At 27.9% G+C, this 15707-nt stretch carries 16 protein-coding genes; 4 read left to right on the top strand and 12 right to left on the bottom strand.

The features are described from left to right. Positions 1 to 99: 99 nt before the first annotated feature. The 11 genes from CKV87_RS04050 to urtA form a co-directional block, all read right to left on the bottom strand. Positions 100 to 786, bottom strand: a complete 687-nt coding sequence (locus CKV87_RS04050) for an urease accessory protein UreF (protein WP_228126926.1) — start codon at positions 784 to 786, stop codon at positions 100 to 102. A 1-nt stretch (position 787) separates the two neighbouring features. After that, positions 788 to 1234 carry an urease accessory protein UreE gene (locus CKV87_RS04045; RefSeq protein WP_012012550.1) on the bottom strand — a complete coding sequence of 149 codons (447 nt, stop codon included), beginning with the start codon at positions 1232 to 1234 and terminating at the stop codon, positions 788 to 790. Positions 1235 to 1243: 9 nt separating this feature from the next. Continuing rightward, positions 1244 to 2944 carry an urease subunit alpha gene (ureC, locus tag CKV87_RS04040; RefSeq protein ID WP_012012549.1) on the bottom strand — a complete coding sequence of 567 codons (1701 nt, stop codon included), beginning with the start codon at positions 2942 to 2944 and terminating at the stop codon, positions 1244 to 1246. A gap of 1 nt (position 2945) precedes the next feature. Continuing rightward, positions 2946 to 3623: an urease subunit gamma gene (locus CKV87_RS04035; RefSeq protein ID WP_012012548.1), complete on the bottom strand. Its 678-nt coding sequence runs from the start codon at positions 3621 to 3623 to the stop codon at positions 2946 to 2948. 9 nt (positions 3624 to 3632) lie between these two features. Continuing rightward, positions 3633 to 4385, bottom strand: coding sequence for an urease accessory protein UreD (locus tag CKV87_RS04030; RefSeq protein WP_012012547.1), 753 nt, complete (start codon positions 4383 to 4385; stop codon positions 3633 to 3635). A gap of 171 nt (positions 4386 to 4556) precedes the next feature. Next, on the bottom strand, positions 4557 to 5546 hold the full coding sequence (locus tag CKV87_RS04025; RefSeq protein ID WP_012012546.1) for a gluzincin family metallopeptidase: 990 nt from the start codon (positions 5544 to 5546) through the stop codon (positions 4557 to 4559). Between the two features lie 126 nt (positions 5547 to 5672). Beyond that, the gene (gene urtE, locus CKV87_RS04020) at positions 5673 to 6368 is read right to left on the bottom strand and encodes an urea ABC transporter ATP-binding subunit UrtE (protein WP_012012545.1); all 696 of its coding nucleotides are present in this window, start codon (positions 6366 to 6368) and stop codon (positions 5673 to 5675) included. Between the two features lie 129 nt (positions 6369 to 6497). Next, positions 6498 to 7286 carry an urea ABC transporter ATP-binding protein UrtD gene (urtD, locus tag CKV87_RS04015; protein WP_012012544.1) on the bottom strand — a complete coding sequence of 263 codons (789 nt, stop codon included), beginning with the start codon at positions 7284 to 7286 and terminating at the stop codon, positions 6498 to 6500. 1 nt (position 7287) lies between these two features. After that, positions 7288 to 8394, bottom strand: a complete 1107-nt coding sequence (gene urtC, locus CKV87_RS04010) for an urea ABC transporter permease subunit UrtC (protein ID WP_012012543.1) — start codon at positions 8392 to 8394, stop codon at positions 7288 to 7290. Positions 8395 to 8397: 3 nt separating this feature from the next. After that, complete coding sequence (gene urtB / locus CKV87_RS04005) at positions 8398 to 10002, bottom strand: urea ABC transporter permease subunit UrtB (protein ID WP_012012542.1); 1605 nt, start codon at positions 10000 to 10002, stop codon at positions 8398 to 8400. A 56-nt stretch (positions 10003 to 10058) separates the two neighbouring features. Further along, complete coding sequence (gene urtA, locus CKV87_RS04000; protein ID WP_012012541.1) at positions 10059 to 11333, bottom strand: urea ABC transporter substrate-binding protein; 1275 nt, start codon at positions 11331 to 11333, stop codon at positions 10059 to 10061. A 165-nt stretch (positions 11334 to 11498) separates the two neighbouring features. Between urtA and CKV87_RS03995 the strand changes: the two genes are divergently transcribed. From CKV87_RS03995 to CKV87_RS03980, 4 genes are all read left to right on the top strand, one after another. After that, entirely contained in the window at positions 11499 to 11798 is a 300-nt protein-coding gene (locus CKV87_RS03995) for a nucleotidyltransferase family protein (protein WP_144033638.1), read from the top strand. Continuing rightward, on the top strand, positions 11791 to 12153 hold the full coding sequence (locus CKV87_RS03990) for a HepT-like ribonuclease domain-containing protein (RefSeq protein ID WP_012012539.1): 363 nt from the start codon (positions 11791 to 11793) through the stop codon (positions 12151 to 12153). The genes CKV87_RS03995 and CKV87_RS03990 overlap by 8 nt, the downstream gene beginning before the upstream one ends. Further along, on the top strand, positions 12146 to 12916 hold the full coding sequence (locus CKV87_RS03985) for a DUF2971 domain-containing protein (protein WP_012012538.1): 771 nt from the start codon (positions 12146 to 12148) through the stop codon (positions 12914 to 12916). The genes CKV87_RS03990 and CKV87_RS03985 overlap by 8 nt, the downstream gene beginning before the upstream one ends. Before the next feature lie 76 nt (positions 12917 to 12992). After that, on the top strand, positions 12993 to 13403 hold the full coding sequence (locus CKV87_RS03980) for an NUDIX domain-containing protein (protein ID WP_012012537.1): 411 nt from the start codon (positions 12993 to 12995) through the stop codon (positions 13401 to 13403). Here the strand turns inward: CKV87_RS03980 and CKV87_RS03975 are convergent. Then, positions 13380 to 15677 (bottom strand): ATP-binding protein, encoded by a 2298-nt coding sequence (locus CKV87_RS03975; RefSeq protein WP_012012536.1) that lies wholly within the window; start codon positions 15675 to 15677, stop codon positions 13380 to 13382. The genes CKV87_RS03980 and CKV87_RS03975 overlap by 24 nt on opposite strands. Positions 15678 to 15707: the final 30 nt, after the last annotated feature.

The following is a 15707-nucleotide window of genomic DNA, read 5'->3' as shown; positions in this document are numbered from 1 at the left end:
AGCAAATGAAAAAATACTCTGCAACTTTAGGGTCAAAATCTTTGATTTTGGGTACCCGAAGTGAAGCCTATTTTAGAGTTTGATAATTGATAAATTTTTCTAAGTTACAAACAATTTAGGTTCTAAATTTTTATGCGCAAATATAATCTCTTCAAAAAGTGGATTAAAATTTGTGATTTTATTTTTTATATTTTTATAATCAAACTTTTCTAAAATCTCATCTATTTCAAAAAGCATTTTTTGTATTTCACTTGGTTTTATTCTTGAGATTTTTAAAGTTGTAACAGCTATGTTTATAAGATTCTTTTTTGTCCACATAACAATAAAATCTTCCAAACAAATATCCATATCAAAAGCCATAACACTTAATACTATTATTTCATTTCCAATACAAAATTTATTTTCAATCAAAGAGAAATACTCTTTTACAATATCTTTTGAAGCTAGATTTTTGATTTGTGCAAAATAGTTTTGCCCAATATCACGTGAAGCTTTTGCAAACTCAAAAGTTAAGTAAGTTCCAAGCTCATTATCAAGTTTTTTTACTAAATTTAACTTCTCTTTTTCTAAAGCTTCATAAACTTTTTTAACATAAACAAACTCTATTTTAGAGTATTGGTCGATAATTAGATTTTCTAAATAGATTTTTAAACTATTTATATCTTTTACTTTTTCTTTTAAAATATGAGGCTCTAAACCAAAAGAGTGTACAAATACACCTGAGGGAAAACTCCCATCAAGTATTTGCATAAATCGGCTAAGGCTTTTTAGATTTGTTTTTTGCATTTTAGTGGCTATGGTGTGCTTTTCCATTTGGTTTGAAATAAGCTTTTGTTTTTTCAACTTTTATAGATTCATTGGCATAACAATCTTTGATAATATCAGCTATTGAGATATCATCTAAAACTATGATTTTAAACTCTTCAATCTGTAAGGGCTGATGTCTGTTTCCTATTTCATAAGCAGTTTTTGCAAAAGTTAAAGCATCACTAAACTCTAAAGAGAAAATCTCATCTTCACTTCTTTTAACTTTTATTCCTATTCCATCTTCGCAAACTAAAATATCATTTTCATGAAGATGAGTAAACTTAGCTTTTACTACTAGATTCACTCCTTTTTTAGTAACTGCTGTTAAATTTGGCTTTTGCATATCAAACCAAGAGAGTTCAACCTCATCACTAAATGGGATATCTTTTTTTATCTCTATTACTTTTTTTATTACGCTAAATGTCACTTTTTTTTCCTAAAACATAAAATATCGTCTAGCCATTGGCACTTTTTCTACATAATTTGACTCGATTGGTTCTCCATTGATTTTTACATCATATGTTTCGCTATCTATTTCTATATCACCTATAAAATCATTTAGTTTCATATTGGCTTTTCCAATATTTCTAGTATTTTTTACAGGCAATACATTCTTTGAAATTCCTAGTTTATCTTTTAGATTTGAACTTGCTACTTTTGAAGTAAAGATAACACTTGTAGCACCACTTGCACGTCCAAGACTTCCAAACATAAGTCTATACATATTTGGTTCTGGTGTTGGAATTGAAGCATTACTATCACCCATCATAGCAAGAGCGATAAATCCACCTTTTATGATGATTTCAGGTTTTACTCCAAAAAATGCCCTATTCCATAAGACTAAATCTGCCATTTTTCCAACTTCAACACTTCCAACATACTCATCAATTCCACAAGCAATTGCAGGATTTATAGTATATTTTGCAATATATCTTTTGATTCTATTATTATCACTTTTTTCATCATCACCTTCAAGTGTTCCTCTTTGTTGTTTCATACTATGGGCAACTTGCCAAGTTCGTATGATTACTTCTCCAACTCTTCCCATAGCTTGTGAATCGCTACTTGTTATACTAATAGCTCCTAAATCATGTAACACATCTTCAGCAGCTATTGTTTTTCCTCGAATTCTACTCTCTGCAAAACTTACATCTTCAGGAATTTTTGGACTTAAATGATGACAAACCATAAGCATATCAAGATGTTCTTCAATTGTATTTTTAGTATATGGCAAAGTTGGATTTGTACTTGAGGGAAGTACATTTGATAGACCTGCCACTTTCATAATATCAGGTGCATGACCACCACCTGCTCCTTCACTATGGAAAGTATGAATTGTTCTATTTTTAAAAGCTCCAACTGTTGCTTCAACAAATCCTGATTCATTTAAAGTATCAGTGTGAATTGCAACTTGTACATCAAAATCATCTGCAACACTTAAACAAGTATCAATAGCATTTGGTGTACTTCCCCAATCTTCATGAAGTTTTAATCCCATAGCTCCAGCTTCTATTTGTACCTTTAAAGCTTCGTAACTTGAACTATTTCCTTTTCCCATAAATCCAAAGTTTAAAGGTAAATCATCAACACTTTGTATCATCTTACTGATATTCCACTCTCCTGGAGTACAAGTTGTGGCATTTGTTCCAGTATTTGGCCCTGTTCCTCCACCAATCATAGTTGTAACTCCACTTGAAAGTGCTTCATTTATTTGACCTGGACTTATAAAGTGAATATGTGTATCTATTCCACCAGCAGTTATGATTTTTCCCTCAGCTGAAAGAATTTCAGTATTTGCTCCAATTTCTAAACCTTCTGTTATTCCATCACAAAGATTTGGATTTCCTGATTTTCCAATAGCTAAGATTTTTCCATCTTTGATTCCAATATCAGCTTTATAAATCCCCGTATAATCTATAATAATCGCATTTGTAATAATCAAATCAGCAACATCAACAGCCGTTGGACTTTGAGCCATACCATCTCTTACAGTTTTTCCACCACCAAACTTACTCTCTTCTCCATAAATAGTATAATCTTTCTCTATCTTAGCAATAAGCGTCGTATCAGCAAGTCTAAATCTATCACCAGTAGTTGGTCCATACATAGAAGCATATTTTTCTTTACTAATTTTCATCTTACTCTCCTAAAAACTTTGAAAGATTTTGCATAGCTTTAGCTTTAACATTTTCATCATCTAAAAAGCCTTCAACTAAACCATTGAATCCACTAACATATCTTCTACCACTAAAATCAATCAAGTTCACACTCTTTTTACTTCCTGGCTCAAATCTTACAGATGTTCCAGCTGGAATATCTATTCTTTTTCCATAAGCTTTAACTCTTTCAAAACTAAGTTCTTTATTTACTTCAAAAAAGTGATAGTGTGAACCCACTTGAACTGGTCTATCACCTTTGTTTTCTATTTCAATTGTAATAATATCTTTTGAAGCGTTTAGTTCTATTTCTCCCTCATCTACAAGATATTCTCCAGGGATTAATATGTTTTTATCATAAGGAATTGGATTATGAACAGTAACTAATTTTGTACCATCTTCAAATGTTGCTTCAACTTGAACCATATACATCATAGATGCAACACCATCAAGAACATCATCCTCTTTTAAAACTTTTGTAGCATCAACCATAAGTTGTGCAACACTTTTTCCATCTCTAGCACCCTCAATTATATATGAACTAATAATTGCCACAGCTTCTGGATAGTTTAGTTTTAAACCTCTATTTTTTCTTTCTAAGGCTAGTTTTGAAGCTGTATAAATCAATAACTTTTCTTGTTCTCTATTTGTTAAAAACATCTTTCCTCCTTATTGTTTACCTAAATTAAATTTACTTTTATTTAACTCTTTTCTATAAAGTTCCCAAATCTTAAAAATTTGATTTTTTAACTCAAACATATTATTTGAACTGATTACTCCAAGAATGATTTTTTTATTTTTAGTGTATGTAAAACTCTCAAACTTTTCCAAATAAATCCTATTTAAAAACTCTTCATTGTTATTTGTTTTTATATAAATCTTTGCAAAAATAAAATTGCTACTGCTTTTTCTATTAATATAATCTTTTAATTCAGCACCTTTTACATCAAATTTTTCCATATATTCCATACTTTTTTCACAAAAAAATGAGTTTTTTATAAGCATATTTGAAAAATCAAAATTCTCAAAACTTCTTCCACGACTTAAAATATCTGTATAAAAAAAAGTTGAGTTTTCATCACTTTTTAGATTAAAAAACTGAATATAACGTGAATCTTTGTACAAAATCAACTCATCATTTATAAACTCTAAATTTGAGTTGTTTTTCAAAACAATATCTATTTTTTGGATTCCATACTCTTTTTTTGATGGATAGATTTTTGTAGCTGATTCGGTTGTAAAGATTAAGTTTGAATTATCAAGGCTTAAAGATGTTCTTATTTTATCCTTTGGAAAAATACCCTCACCTATATTTAATAACTTTATATAGTTTTCATTATCGTTAAAATGGTAATGTCTTGAAGGAAGTTGTAATTTATCTAAAGAAAAAACCTCATCTTTAAAACTAAACTTTATACTCATTTTTATCCTAAAAATCGTTCTTAAATCTATAAATATTCTATCAAAAAAAGATAGATTACTTTTTTCTCACCTGTATAAATAATATATAGATTTTGCTTGTTGGATTTTGGAAAAACAACACAAAAGCAACACCATTATTTAAAAAATCGTGTCGCTCCCTTTTTTCCACATTTAAAATTGCTTCTCATTTTCACATAAAAAATTTAAAGAAGAATAATACTCTGCATTGTTATTTATATTCTTTTTCATATTATTTAATTCATTTAAGACTATTTCATTATCTTTGTATTTTTCAATATAAAAATCTATAGTAAAAATTTTATCTTTTTTGTAAAGTTGCTCTTCGTCATATATTTCTATTAAAGAGTAGTATTTAGTTTTATCTTCTTTTCCTGTTATTACAGATTTTAAAACTCTTTCATATTTTTCTAAACAATATGAATATCTTATGTGTTTTGTCCTATTTTGATAATAATATTTTAAACTCTCTTTTTCAAAAATATAACTTATACTTGATAATAACTCTTTATCAATTCTATCTATATATTCAAATTGATTTATTAATGGGATATTAAATACTTTCTCAATCGTTTTTTTATACTCTTTTATTTCTTTTTCAATTTTGTTTAGAATTTTGTCCAAATATTTATTTAAAAAGTTTTTATGATTTTCAATTATTTCATCAATACTATATTTTTTGAGTTCTGATTTTCTCATTGAATATTTTGCATAAGATATATAATTTTCATCTCTATTTCTTATATCAAAAAGAATAGAAGATTTTAATTTATTATTGTCTTTTTTATTTCTACTTATTGGATGTCCTATGAGTTCATTTCTGATATCTCTATTTGGATTTTTATCTTCATTTGTAGACTTTGCTAATTTAAATATATATAGTAATTCATCTATCAAATCTTGCTGAGTATAAATAACTTGCAATAAAACAATAATTTGAGAAATATAGTCTGCATCTGATTTTATTTTTTTAAATGATTTTACCAAAGATAATGTATCATGAAGATAGTTATTTAAATCTCCATAATAATTTGTTTTAACTTCATCAGTAAAATTTATTTTCTTTTGAAAAAACTCTTTTATAAAATAATATTCATTCCAATTCGAATTAATTTTTGTTAATTTTGATTTAATTATATTCATTTAAATTCTTACTCCAAAAGTCTAACTTTAATTTAAAATACAATAACTTTCATAACAAAATTATATATTAATATTAGAATTTATTTATTTATTTATTGAGAGATTCCCAACAAAAAAGTTATGAACTTAAACCGACATATACTTCCTAATAATCTCATCACTAAGTTGCCCTATTTCACCATTTGCAACTACACTTCCTCTGTCTATCACATAAAAATCATCACCATGACGTCTTGCAAAAGGTAGTTTTTGCTCAACTAACATAACAGTTATTTGCTCTTCTTTTGTAAGATAATCAATAACTTGTCCTATTTGAGCTACGATATTTGGTTGGATTCCTTCACTTGGTTCATCTAGTATTAAAAAATCAGGGTCAATACAAAGTGCTCTTGCGATTGCAAGTTGTTGTTGCTGACCTCCACTCAAATCTCCACCTTTTCTTTTTTGCATATCTTTTAAAACTGGAAATAAATCATAGATTTTACTAGGAACTTTTTTTATTTTATGTCTATTTGACATAACTCCTATTTGAAGATTTTCTAAAACTGTTAATTGTGAAAATATCTCTCTTCCTTGAGGAACATAACCTATTGCGATACTTGCTCGTTTATGGTCAGGAAATTTTGAAATATCTTGGTCATTGTAGATTAATCCTCCATCTTTTATTGGAAGTAAACCCATGATAACTTTACTCAAAGTAGTTTTTCCAACTCCATTTCTTCCCATAACACAAGTACATCTACCTTTTTTAAACTCTAAGTTTAAATCCCAAAGAGTGTGACTTTGTCCATAATATTGATTTACATTTTCTATTTTTAACATCACTATTTTCCTTTTAAATTGTCCCAATCTAAAAGGGACCTTACCATTTTTTACACTTTTTAACACAATTTATGAAAAATTGTTAAAAGTGAACAAAACCCTAAAGAGGCAAATTAATTTGCCTTAAAATCATTCACCAAGGTACACTCGTCTTACTTGTTCATTGTTTTGTATAGCATCCATACTTCCTTCTGCAAGTACAGAACCCTCATGTAAAACCGTCACTTTTTTTGCAATACTTCTAATAAACTCCATATCATGCTCAACTACAACTACAGCATTTTCTTTTGATAGAGTTGTCAAAATCTCTGCTGTTTTTTCTACTTCTTGTGGTGTCATTCCTGCAACTGGTTCATCTACAAGTAAAAGTTTTGGTTCTTGCATGATTAACATACCAATTTCTAACCATTGTTTTTGACCGTGAGATAAGATTCCAGCTTGGCTGTTATATAACTCTTTTAGACCTATTAGTTTCATAGTCTCTTCGATTTTATCTTTTTGTGTTGAACTAAGTCGTGAAAAAAGTGTTTTAAAAAATCTTTTATCATCTTTCATTGCAAGTTCAAGATTTTCAAAAACTGTATGATTAGCAAATACTGTTGGTTTTTGAAACTTTCTTCCTATTCCAATTTGTGCAATACTTGGTTCATCCATTGAGAGCAAATTTACAGCTTGCCCAAAAATAACTTCTCCACTATCAGGTTTTGTTTTTCCAGTTACTACATCCATCATAGTTGATTTTCCAGCTCCATTTGCTCCAATAATACATCTTAGTTCACCATAATTTATAGAAAAACTAAGATTATTCAAAGCTTTAAAACCATCAAAACTAACACTAACTCCATCAACCAGTAAAATCCTACTTCCTATTCTTAAATCGCCAATATTATCTTCATTTTTTAATTCTAATGGTTTCATTTTAAGCCTTTACTTTTGATTTCAATGTTGAAAATATTCCAACTACACCTTTTGGAAGATATAAAGTAACAATTACAAATAAAGCTCCCAAAGCATATAACCAAACTTCTGGAAGAACAGATGTAAAATAAGAACTAGCTAAACTTACAACTATTGCTCCAATTATTGCTCCATAAAGTGTTCCTCGTCCACCAATTGCAACCCAAATAACAAGCTCAATAGAAAATAAAGGTGAGAAAACTCCAGGATTTATGATTCCAACTTGTGGTACATAAAGTGCTCCTGCAATTCCTGCTAAAACTGCTGATACAACAAAGATAAAAAGTTTATATTGTTCAACTCTATATCCTAAAAATCTCACTCTACTTTCAGCATCTCGTATAGATATTACAACTCTTCCAAGCCTAGAATTAATTATAAATCTACAAAGCAAATATCCCAAAGCCAAAGCTATAAAAGTGATAATTAATAACCCTACTCTTGTGGTATCAGCTGATAAATCAAATCCTAAAATATCTTTAAAATCTGTCAAACCATTATTTCCACCAAATCCCATATCATTTCTAAAAAATGCAAGCATTAAAGCATAAGTTAAAGCTTGAGTGATAATAGAAAGATAAACTCCTGTAACCCTACTTTTAAATGCAAACCATCCAAAAATAAAAGCTAAAAAAGCAGGCACAAACATCACCATCAAAAAAGCAAATAATGGATTATCAAAACCTAACCAAAACCAAGGTAACTCTTTTAAGTTCATAAATACCATAAAATCTGGCATTTCTGCATTTCCATAAACTCCTCTATCTCCAATTTGACGCATTAAATACATAGCCCAAGCATAACCTCCAAGAGCAAAAAATGATCCATGCCCTAAACTTAAAACTCCTAAATATCCCCACACCAAATCAAGAGCAAGAGCTAAAAGTGCAAAAGCTAAATACTTTCCAAGAAGTGTTACTGTAAAAGTAGATATATGAAACACAGAATCACTTGGAATTACTAAATTACAAAATGAAACTACAAATACTACAACAGCAAGGATAGATAATACTATTTTCCCACCTTTGTCATTTTCTAAAACTTTTAAAATTAATGGTTGTTTTCTCATCTTCTACTCCTCAACATCTCTTCCCTTTTGTGGGAAAAGTCCTCTTGGTTTTTTCTGAATAAATAGTATTATGAATACTAAAATAATAACTTTTGCTAAAACTGCACCTGCAAATGGTTCGATAAATTTATTTATTTCTCCAAGTGAAAATGCTGCTATTAAAGTTCCCCATAAATTACCAACTCCACCAAAAACAACAACCATGAAACTATCTACAATATATGCTTGTCCAAGATTTGGTCCTACATTTGTTAACTGACTTAAAGCAACTCCTGCAACTCCTGCAATTCCAGAACCTATTCCAAAAGTAAGGGCATCAATGTAACTAGATTTTATTCCCATTGCTCTTGCAATTGGTCTGTTTTGAGAAACTGCTCTAACTTTTAAACCTAAACTTGTTTTTTTCATCACAAACAGAACTGCTAAAAACACAACTAATGCAAAAATCACAATATAAAGTCTATTATATGTCAAAGATAAAGCACTATTTATCTCTAAAGCTCCACTCATCCATGATGGAGTTTTCACCTCTTGATTAAGTGGTGAGAAAATAGTTCTAACTACTTGTTGTAAAATCAAACTAATTCCAAAAGTAGCAAGAAGTGTTTCAAGTGGTCTTCCATATAAGTGTCTTATAACTAATCTTTCAATTAAAATTCCAACTATTGCACTTACAATAAAAGCAGCAGGAATTGCGATGATAATCGAATATTCGATTAAATTTGGCATTAGCTGTTGGATTGTATATGTTGTATATGCTCCAATCATTATTAGTTCACCATGAGCCATATTTATTACTTTCATAACTCCAAATGTAATTGCTAAACCAATAGCTGCAAGTAATAAAACACTACCTTGTGAAAGTCCAAAAAATGCTGTTTCCAAAAATGAATAAAAAGTTCTAATATTTTCAACATCCGCAAGAGAACTATTTGCAACTTTTTTCAACTCTTCACTAGATTCATTTGATTGAGAAATCTCTTTTAAAGTAGCAAGTGAAGTTGAAGAGATAAAACTTCCTAAATTTTTTACTGCATTTAGTTGAGTTTCACCTGTATAATATTTTGCTTCTATGATATATTTAGCTTCAAATAAAATCTCTTTTACATCACTATCTTTCTCTTTTGATAAAGCTTTATTTATTATCTCTTCTTCATCTTTTGAAACATTTTGTAAAATATTTTTAGCTGAACTTAATCTTTTGTCAATATTTGAAGAAAAAAGGTCAATCTGTGAAAGTAGACTTTTTATAACACTTCTTAATTTATTGTTTGTTTTTACTTTTTCTAAACTTGATTCTTCTAAAGATTCTAAATCTTTTCCACTAATTAAAGATTTTGTAAATAAAGAATTTGTCTCTTTTTTTACTAAAACCAAAACATCTTTATCATCATTTTTGATATATAAATCTCCATCAAGCATTTTTGTTAAAAGTAACACCAATCTATCATCTTCACTATAATTTGTAGCTAGATTACTTACAATACTTTCTTTTTCATTGAAATTTTTTGTATCTAAAGCTTTTATATCTTCTTCAAATGTTGAAGAAAATAAAGATGATAGGAGTAATAAATTAAGAAAAATTATTTTAAAAATTGAAATTTTCATTTTGTTAATCCTATGTAGATTTTATAAAGAAGAGTTAACTCTTCTTTATATTTTTATTAGTAGTTTTGCCCTGAACATTTTTTAGTTTTTGTGTTGTAGTTTCCACAATTAATTGGAGCTGTCCAATCTGAAATTACATCTTTTGATGATGGTAAGAAATCAGACCAAGCATCACCTTCAATCTCTTTTGTAGAAAACACTGTTTCAAATTGCCCATCTTCTTGAATCTCACCTATGAAAACAGGTTTTGTTAGGTGGTGATTTTTAAGCATTTTAGCTGTTCCACCTGTTAAATTTGGAACTTCTAATCCAATAATTGCTTTTGAAACTGCATTAACATCTGTAGTTCCAGCTTTTTCAACAGCTTTTACCCAAAGATTAAATCCGATATATGTTGCTTCCATTGGGTCATTTGTAACTCTTTTATCATCTTTGATGAATTTTTTCCAGTTTGCGATAAATTTATCATTTTCTGGTGTTTTTACACTTTCAAAATAATTCCACGCAGCTAAATGTCCAACAAGTGGTTTTGTATCAATTCCTGAAAGTTCTTCTTCACCAACACTAAATGCAACAACTGGAATATCTTCAGCTTTTATACCTTGATTTCCTAACTCTTTATAAAACGGAACATTTGCATCACCATTGATAGTTGAAACTACTGCTGTTTTAACTCCAGTTGAACCAAACTTTTTAATATCAGATACAATTGATTGCCAATCAGAGTGACCAAATGGAGTATAATTAATCATAATATTCTCTTTTTTAACACCTTTTGACATCAAATAAGCCTCTAAGATTTTATTTGTAGTTCTTGGATAAACATAGTCAGTTCCTGCAAGAACAAATCTTTTTACACCCATTTCGTTGATTAAATAATCAACTGCTGGAATTGCTTGTTGGTTTGGCGCAGCACCTGTATAAAATACATTTTTAGAAGACTCTTCACCCTCATATTGAACTGGGTAAAATAATAATCCATTTAACTCTTCAACAACTGGAAGAACTGATTTTCTTGAAACTGATGTCCAACAACCAAAAGTTACATCAACTTTGTCTTTTGTTAATAATCCTCTCATTTTTTCAGCAAAAAGTGGCCAATTTGACGCAGGATCAACAACAACTGGTTCAAGTTTTTTTCCTAAAACTCCACCTTTTTTATTTTGCTCTTCAATTAACATCAAAACTGTATCTTTTAGTGTTGTTTCACTAATAGCCATAGTTCCTGAAAGTGAGTGTAAAACTCCAACTTTAATAGTATCAGCAGCGTGAACTATCATACCACCTAACAATGCAGAAGTTACGATTGCTTTTGCAAATAGTTTTTTCATCTGGTCTCCTTTATTTTATTTACAAAAGAAGTATAAAAAAGAAGTGTTGTTTTAGTGTTGTTTTTATTGTAGGTTGGAAATAGTTGGTGTATAGATTTTAGACAAGAGGTGTTTTTTGATTTTATTAGAAAAAATCATAAAATATTTTATGATATAATCTTTCCTATGAAAAAAGAAGAAATACTAAATAAATTAAAAGAACTAAAACCAATATATCAACAAGAAGGCTTAGAAATAGTTGGTCTTTTTGGAAGTTATGCAAAAGATAATGAAACTGAATATAGTGACATTGATATTGCTTATAAATTAAACTATGAAGAGTTCTCAAAAAAATATGTTGGTGGCTTTTCTAAACTTCTAAGAATCGACTCAATCAAAGATGAATTAAAATCAATATTCAAAAAAGAGATTGATTTTGTACCTGATTCAAATAAAAAAATTTTAAAAGATATAATTTATGTGTAAAGTAATACATAGACTAGATAAGATTTTAGAATGTATTGAAAATATTGATTTTATTATCAATGAAAGTAATCTAAAAATAACTCAAGCAATAGAAGATAAAATCATAAAACCAGCTATTAGAATGAATATTATAAGAATTGCTGAACAGTTTGCAAAACTAAAAGATGATAATGAATTCAAAATACTAGAAAACTTCACAAATGAAGATTTGAAAGGTATTAGTTCAGTTAGAAATTATATAGCTCACGATTATGATAGTACTGATGATAATATCATTGAAGATGTGATTAGGTATAACTTGCCTATTTTTAAGAACATTATTGAGAGTATTAAAAAAGAAAATTTTAATGACTGAAGAATTAACAAATTTTCTAAATTCTGATGATGCAATATTTCATTACACAAAAAAAGAAACTGCAATGGAATATATACTAAATGATAAAAAATTAAAATTTGGTTTTTTTCATTCTACTAATGACCCATATGAATATAAAGATAGATTAACTTCTGCCACAGGATTAGGACATATTAATGACTCTTTATTTAATAAATCAATGGATTTAATTGATAATACTATTAAAAATGCACCTTTTTTATCTTTTTGTAAAAATTCAAAGAATAAAGGATATGAAAAACCTAGAATGTGGTCACAATATGGTCAAAATCATTCAGGAATTTGTTTAGTTTTTTCAAAAAAATCACTCATAAAAACTATCAAGAATCAATTATCAAACGATTATCTAATTTATGGTAAAAATATAAATTATAAAAAAATTAGTTTTGAAGATTTATATATTTATGATGATGATTTAAGCGTGAGACAAGTAGTTATAAACAATATAGAAGAAAATTATCAAAATTTTTTATTCCAAAAACATTTAGATTATAAAGATGAAAATGAATTTAGAATAATTTTAATTCAAAAAACTGAGAATAATTTTTATAAAAATATTTTTGTTGATATTTCTGATTCTTTAAAATTTATAATATTGGGAGATAGCTTTCCAAAAGTGTATTTGCCAACTATAAAAGAGTTGTCTTCAAAGTTAAATATTACCTACGAAAAATTAGAGTGGAGAAATAATCAATATTTTTTAGATGAATGTCATAATTCCTAATTTAATGATGTCTAATATAAGAAATTAGTCTTAACTTTAATCTCACAGTTTAATATATCTAAAAAAGGAAAAACAGATGATAAAAACACCATTTTTAGCAGTTGATGGAATAATAAAACTATATGATGAAAATGAAAAATTTCAAGGAATAGTTTTAATCGAAAGATTAAACAAACCTTTAGGTATTGCAATTCCAGGTGGATTTGTGGATATTGGTGAAACTGTTGAAAATGCAGTTATAAGAGAGATGAAAGAAGAAACTTCACTTGATATTACTATTGAATCACTTCTTGGAGTTTATTCAGACCCCGCAAGAGATGAAAGATTTCACACAGCTTCTGTGGTTTATGTTTGTAAAGCTTATGGAGAACCTATTGCACAAGATGACGCAAAAGAGGTTTATGTTTATAAGTTAGATGAAATACCACTTGAGAAGTTAGTTTTTGACCATAAACAAATTATTTTAGATTTTTTGAAAATCCAATAATTCTTGATATTTAAACTCATTTATTAAATTTTTTATATAATTTTGTAGTTTTTTCGATAAGTTATGCTCTTTTAACAGGTTTAAAATCTCATCGTTATTCATCAATAAAACTTCTTTATTTAGTTTTTCTAAAAACTCTTTTGGAAGATTTTTTAACTCTTGAGATATCTCATTTATTTGCTCTTTTTCTTCATATTCAAACTCTAGTTTTAGATATTTTTGAAGTATTTGCAAAATCTCTTTTTCTTCAACTGGTTTTGGTAAAAAGTCATTTGCTCCAGCTTTTATTGCTTGTTTTTTATCATCTTCAAAAACATTTGCACTTAAAGCAATGATTGGAATATTTATACCATTTTGTTTTTCTCTAATAATTCTTATAGTTTCTAAACCATCTAAATCTTCCATCAAAATATCCATAAAAATCAAATCTATTTTTTCATTTTCATTTTGTTTTTCAAAAACCTCAAGAGCCATCAATCCACTATTTGCTTCGAGAGTTTTAAAGCCATAAAAACTTAAAAGTTGCACTATTAAATCTCTATTTTCTTTTATATCATCAACTACTAAAATTGTTTTATTATCTTCAGAATTTTTTATTCCTTTTATCTCTTTTATTTGAGAATTCAAACTTAATTCTCCATTATCTACTTTCTCATAATTGATACTAAAATAAAACTCACTTCCTTTGTTTATTTGACTTTTAACATAAATCGTTCCACCCATTAATGCGATTAATTCTTTTGTAATTGCAAGACCCAAACCTGTTCCTTGTTGTGTGTAATTATCTAGTTTTACTTGCTCAAATGGTTTGAAGATTTTTTCTTGATTTTTTAGGTCAATTCCAATTCCCGTATCTTTTACCTCAAAAAATAACTTATTATTTAAAGAATAAATATTTAAAAAAATTTGTCCTTCATTTGTAAATTTCAAAGAGTTTCCTAAAAGATTTATTAAAATTTGCCGCAGTCGTTGCTCATCTGCTTTTATAAATTTTGGCAAATTATTTGTTTGATTTATAGTAAATTTTAGATTTTTACTCTTGCATCTTAAAGCAAAAATATCCTCTATCTCTTTTATTAACTCACAAAAATCAAAATTCTTAGGATTGATTTCTATTTTCCCAGCTTCAATTTTTGAAAGTTCCAAAATCTCATTTATGATATTTAGTAAGTGTTCACCACTTTTTTTGATGATATTTAGATTCTCTTTTTCCTGATTTGTGGCGTTCATTGATTTTTTTAAGATATTTGCAAAACCTAAAATTGCATTTAGTGGAGTCCTTAATTCATGGCTCATTCGAGCTAAAAATATTGATTTTGCTTGGTTTGCATTTTTGGCATCTTCCATTGCAATTTTTAGTTGATGTTCACTTGTGATTAGTTTTTCTGTATTTTCTTTGAAAATCTCAACAGCTCCTATCATATCTCCCATTTCATCATCAAATTCATTTTTTTCTATTTCTACATTTGTTTCATTTGATGAGAGTTTTAACATCACGATTCTAAGTAAATCCATAGGATAAATAATTCTAAATAAAATGATAAAAAATGACATTAAAAACAAAATTATTGAAAGAATAACTATTGCATTTACATTAAACTCTTGTTCATTTACACTCTTTTTTGCCTCTTCAACTTTTTGTTTTGTTCTATTTTCAAAGGCTTTATAAAACCTATCAAGTGGTTCCATAATTCTTATTTTTGCAAGATGATATTGTGATGAATGCATTAATTCTTTAGCTAAAACAAAATCAGGCTCACCTTTGATTGTATAATTTCCATTTTCATCTTGAAAAATTCCTTTTATTGCATTCATGGCTTTGTGTTCAAGATTTGTTAAATCATCTGATTCATTTTGTGAAGTAAAAAGTAGATTTAACTCTGATTCTGGGAAATTTGCATTTTTCATCAGTTCTCGAAGTGGTATTTTTTCACCATCAAGTAAAGGTTTTGTCCCTTCTAAAGTCAAAAAATCCCAAAAAATTCCATTATATCTTTTTGGTCTTGGAAGTTCTCCGTTTCGTATGGCTAAAACAGTTTTGTATTGTTCTTCAAACATAGGATTTCCAGTTATTACATATGTTCGAGCCATTCTTGTTAAATCATCACTACTTTGTCTTAACTCATCTGCAAGTATTAAAGATTTGTATTGCATATTATAAGCATCTTCAAGTTTTATTGTGGCTTTTTGATATTTATTTATAACAAATGCAACACAAATAAAAGAAACTGTATTTAAAATAAACAGCAACATAAATAAATTCTTTAATTTCAAACTAAATCCTAATTAATTTTTCCATATAAT

The sequence above is a fragment of the Aliarcobacter butzleri genome, assembly GCF_900187115.1.
Classification (GTDB): Bacteria; Campylobacterota; Campylobacteria; order Campylobacterales; family Arcobacteraceae; genus Aliarcobacter; species Aliarcobacter butzleri.
Note: the sequence above shows the minus strand (reverse complement) of the source record. Positions and strands in the feature narration are given on the sequence as shown.

Coding starts and splice junctions, on each gene's coding strand:
- CKV87_RS04050 (WP_228126926.1), bottom strand. CDS start 786: ATGCAAAAAACAAATCTAAAAAGCCTTAGCCGATTTATGCAAATACTT.
- ureC (WP_012012549.1), bottom strand. CDS start 2,944: ATGAAAATTAGTAAAGAAAAATATGCTTCTATGTATGGACCAACTACT.
- CKV87_RS04035 (WP_012012548.1), bottom strand. CDS start 3,623: ATGTTTTTAACAAATAGAGAACAAGAAAAGTTATTGATTTATACAGCT.
- CKV87_RS04030 (WP_012012547.1), bottom strand. CDS start 4,385: ATGAGTATAAAGTTTAGTTTTAAAGATGAGGTTTTTTCTTTAGATAAA.
- CKV87_RS04025 (WP_012012546.1), bottom strand. CDS start 5,546: ATGAATATAATTAAATCAAAATTAACAAAAATTAATTCGAATTGGAAT.
- urtE (WP_012012545.1), bottom strand. CDS start 6,368: ATGTTAAAAATAGAAAATGTAAATCAATATTATGGACAAAGTCACACT.
- urtD (WP_012012544.1), bottom strand. CDS start 7,286: ATGAAACCATTAGAATTAAAAAATGAAGATAATATTGGCGATTTAAGA.
- urtC (WP_012012543.1), bottom strand. CDS start 8,394: ATGAGAAAACAACCATTAATTTTAAAAGTTTTAGAAAATGACAAAGGT.
- urtB (WP_012012542.1), bottom strand. CDS start 10,002: ATGAAAATTTCAATTTTTAAAATAATTTTTCTTAATTTATTACTCCTA.
- urtA (WP_012012541.1), bottom strand. CDS start 11,333: ATGAAAAAACTATTTGCAAAAGCAATCGTAACTTCTGCATTGTTAGGT.
- CKV87_RS03995 (WP_144033638.1), top strand. CDS start 11,499: ATGAAAAAAGAAGAAATACTAAATAAATTAAAAGAACTAAAACCAATA.
- CKV87_RS03990 (WP_012012539.1), top strand. CDS start 11,791: ATGTGTAAAGTAATACATAGACTAGATAAGATTTTAGAATGTATTGAA.
- CKV87_RS03985 (WP_012012538.1), top strand. CDS start 12,146: ATGACTGAAGAATTAACAAATTTTCTAAATTCTGATGATGCAATATTT.
- CKV87_RS03980 (WP_012012537.1), top strand. CDS start 12,993: ATGATAAAAACACCATTTTTAGCAGTTGATGGAATAATAAAACTATAT.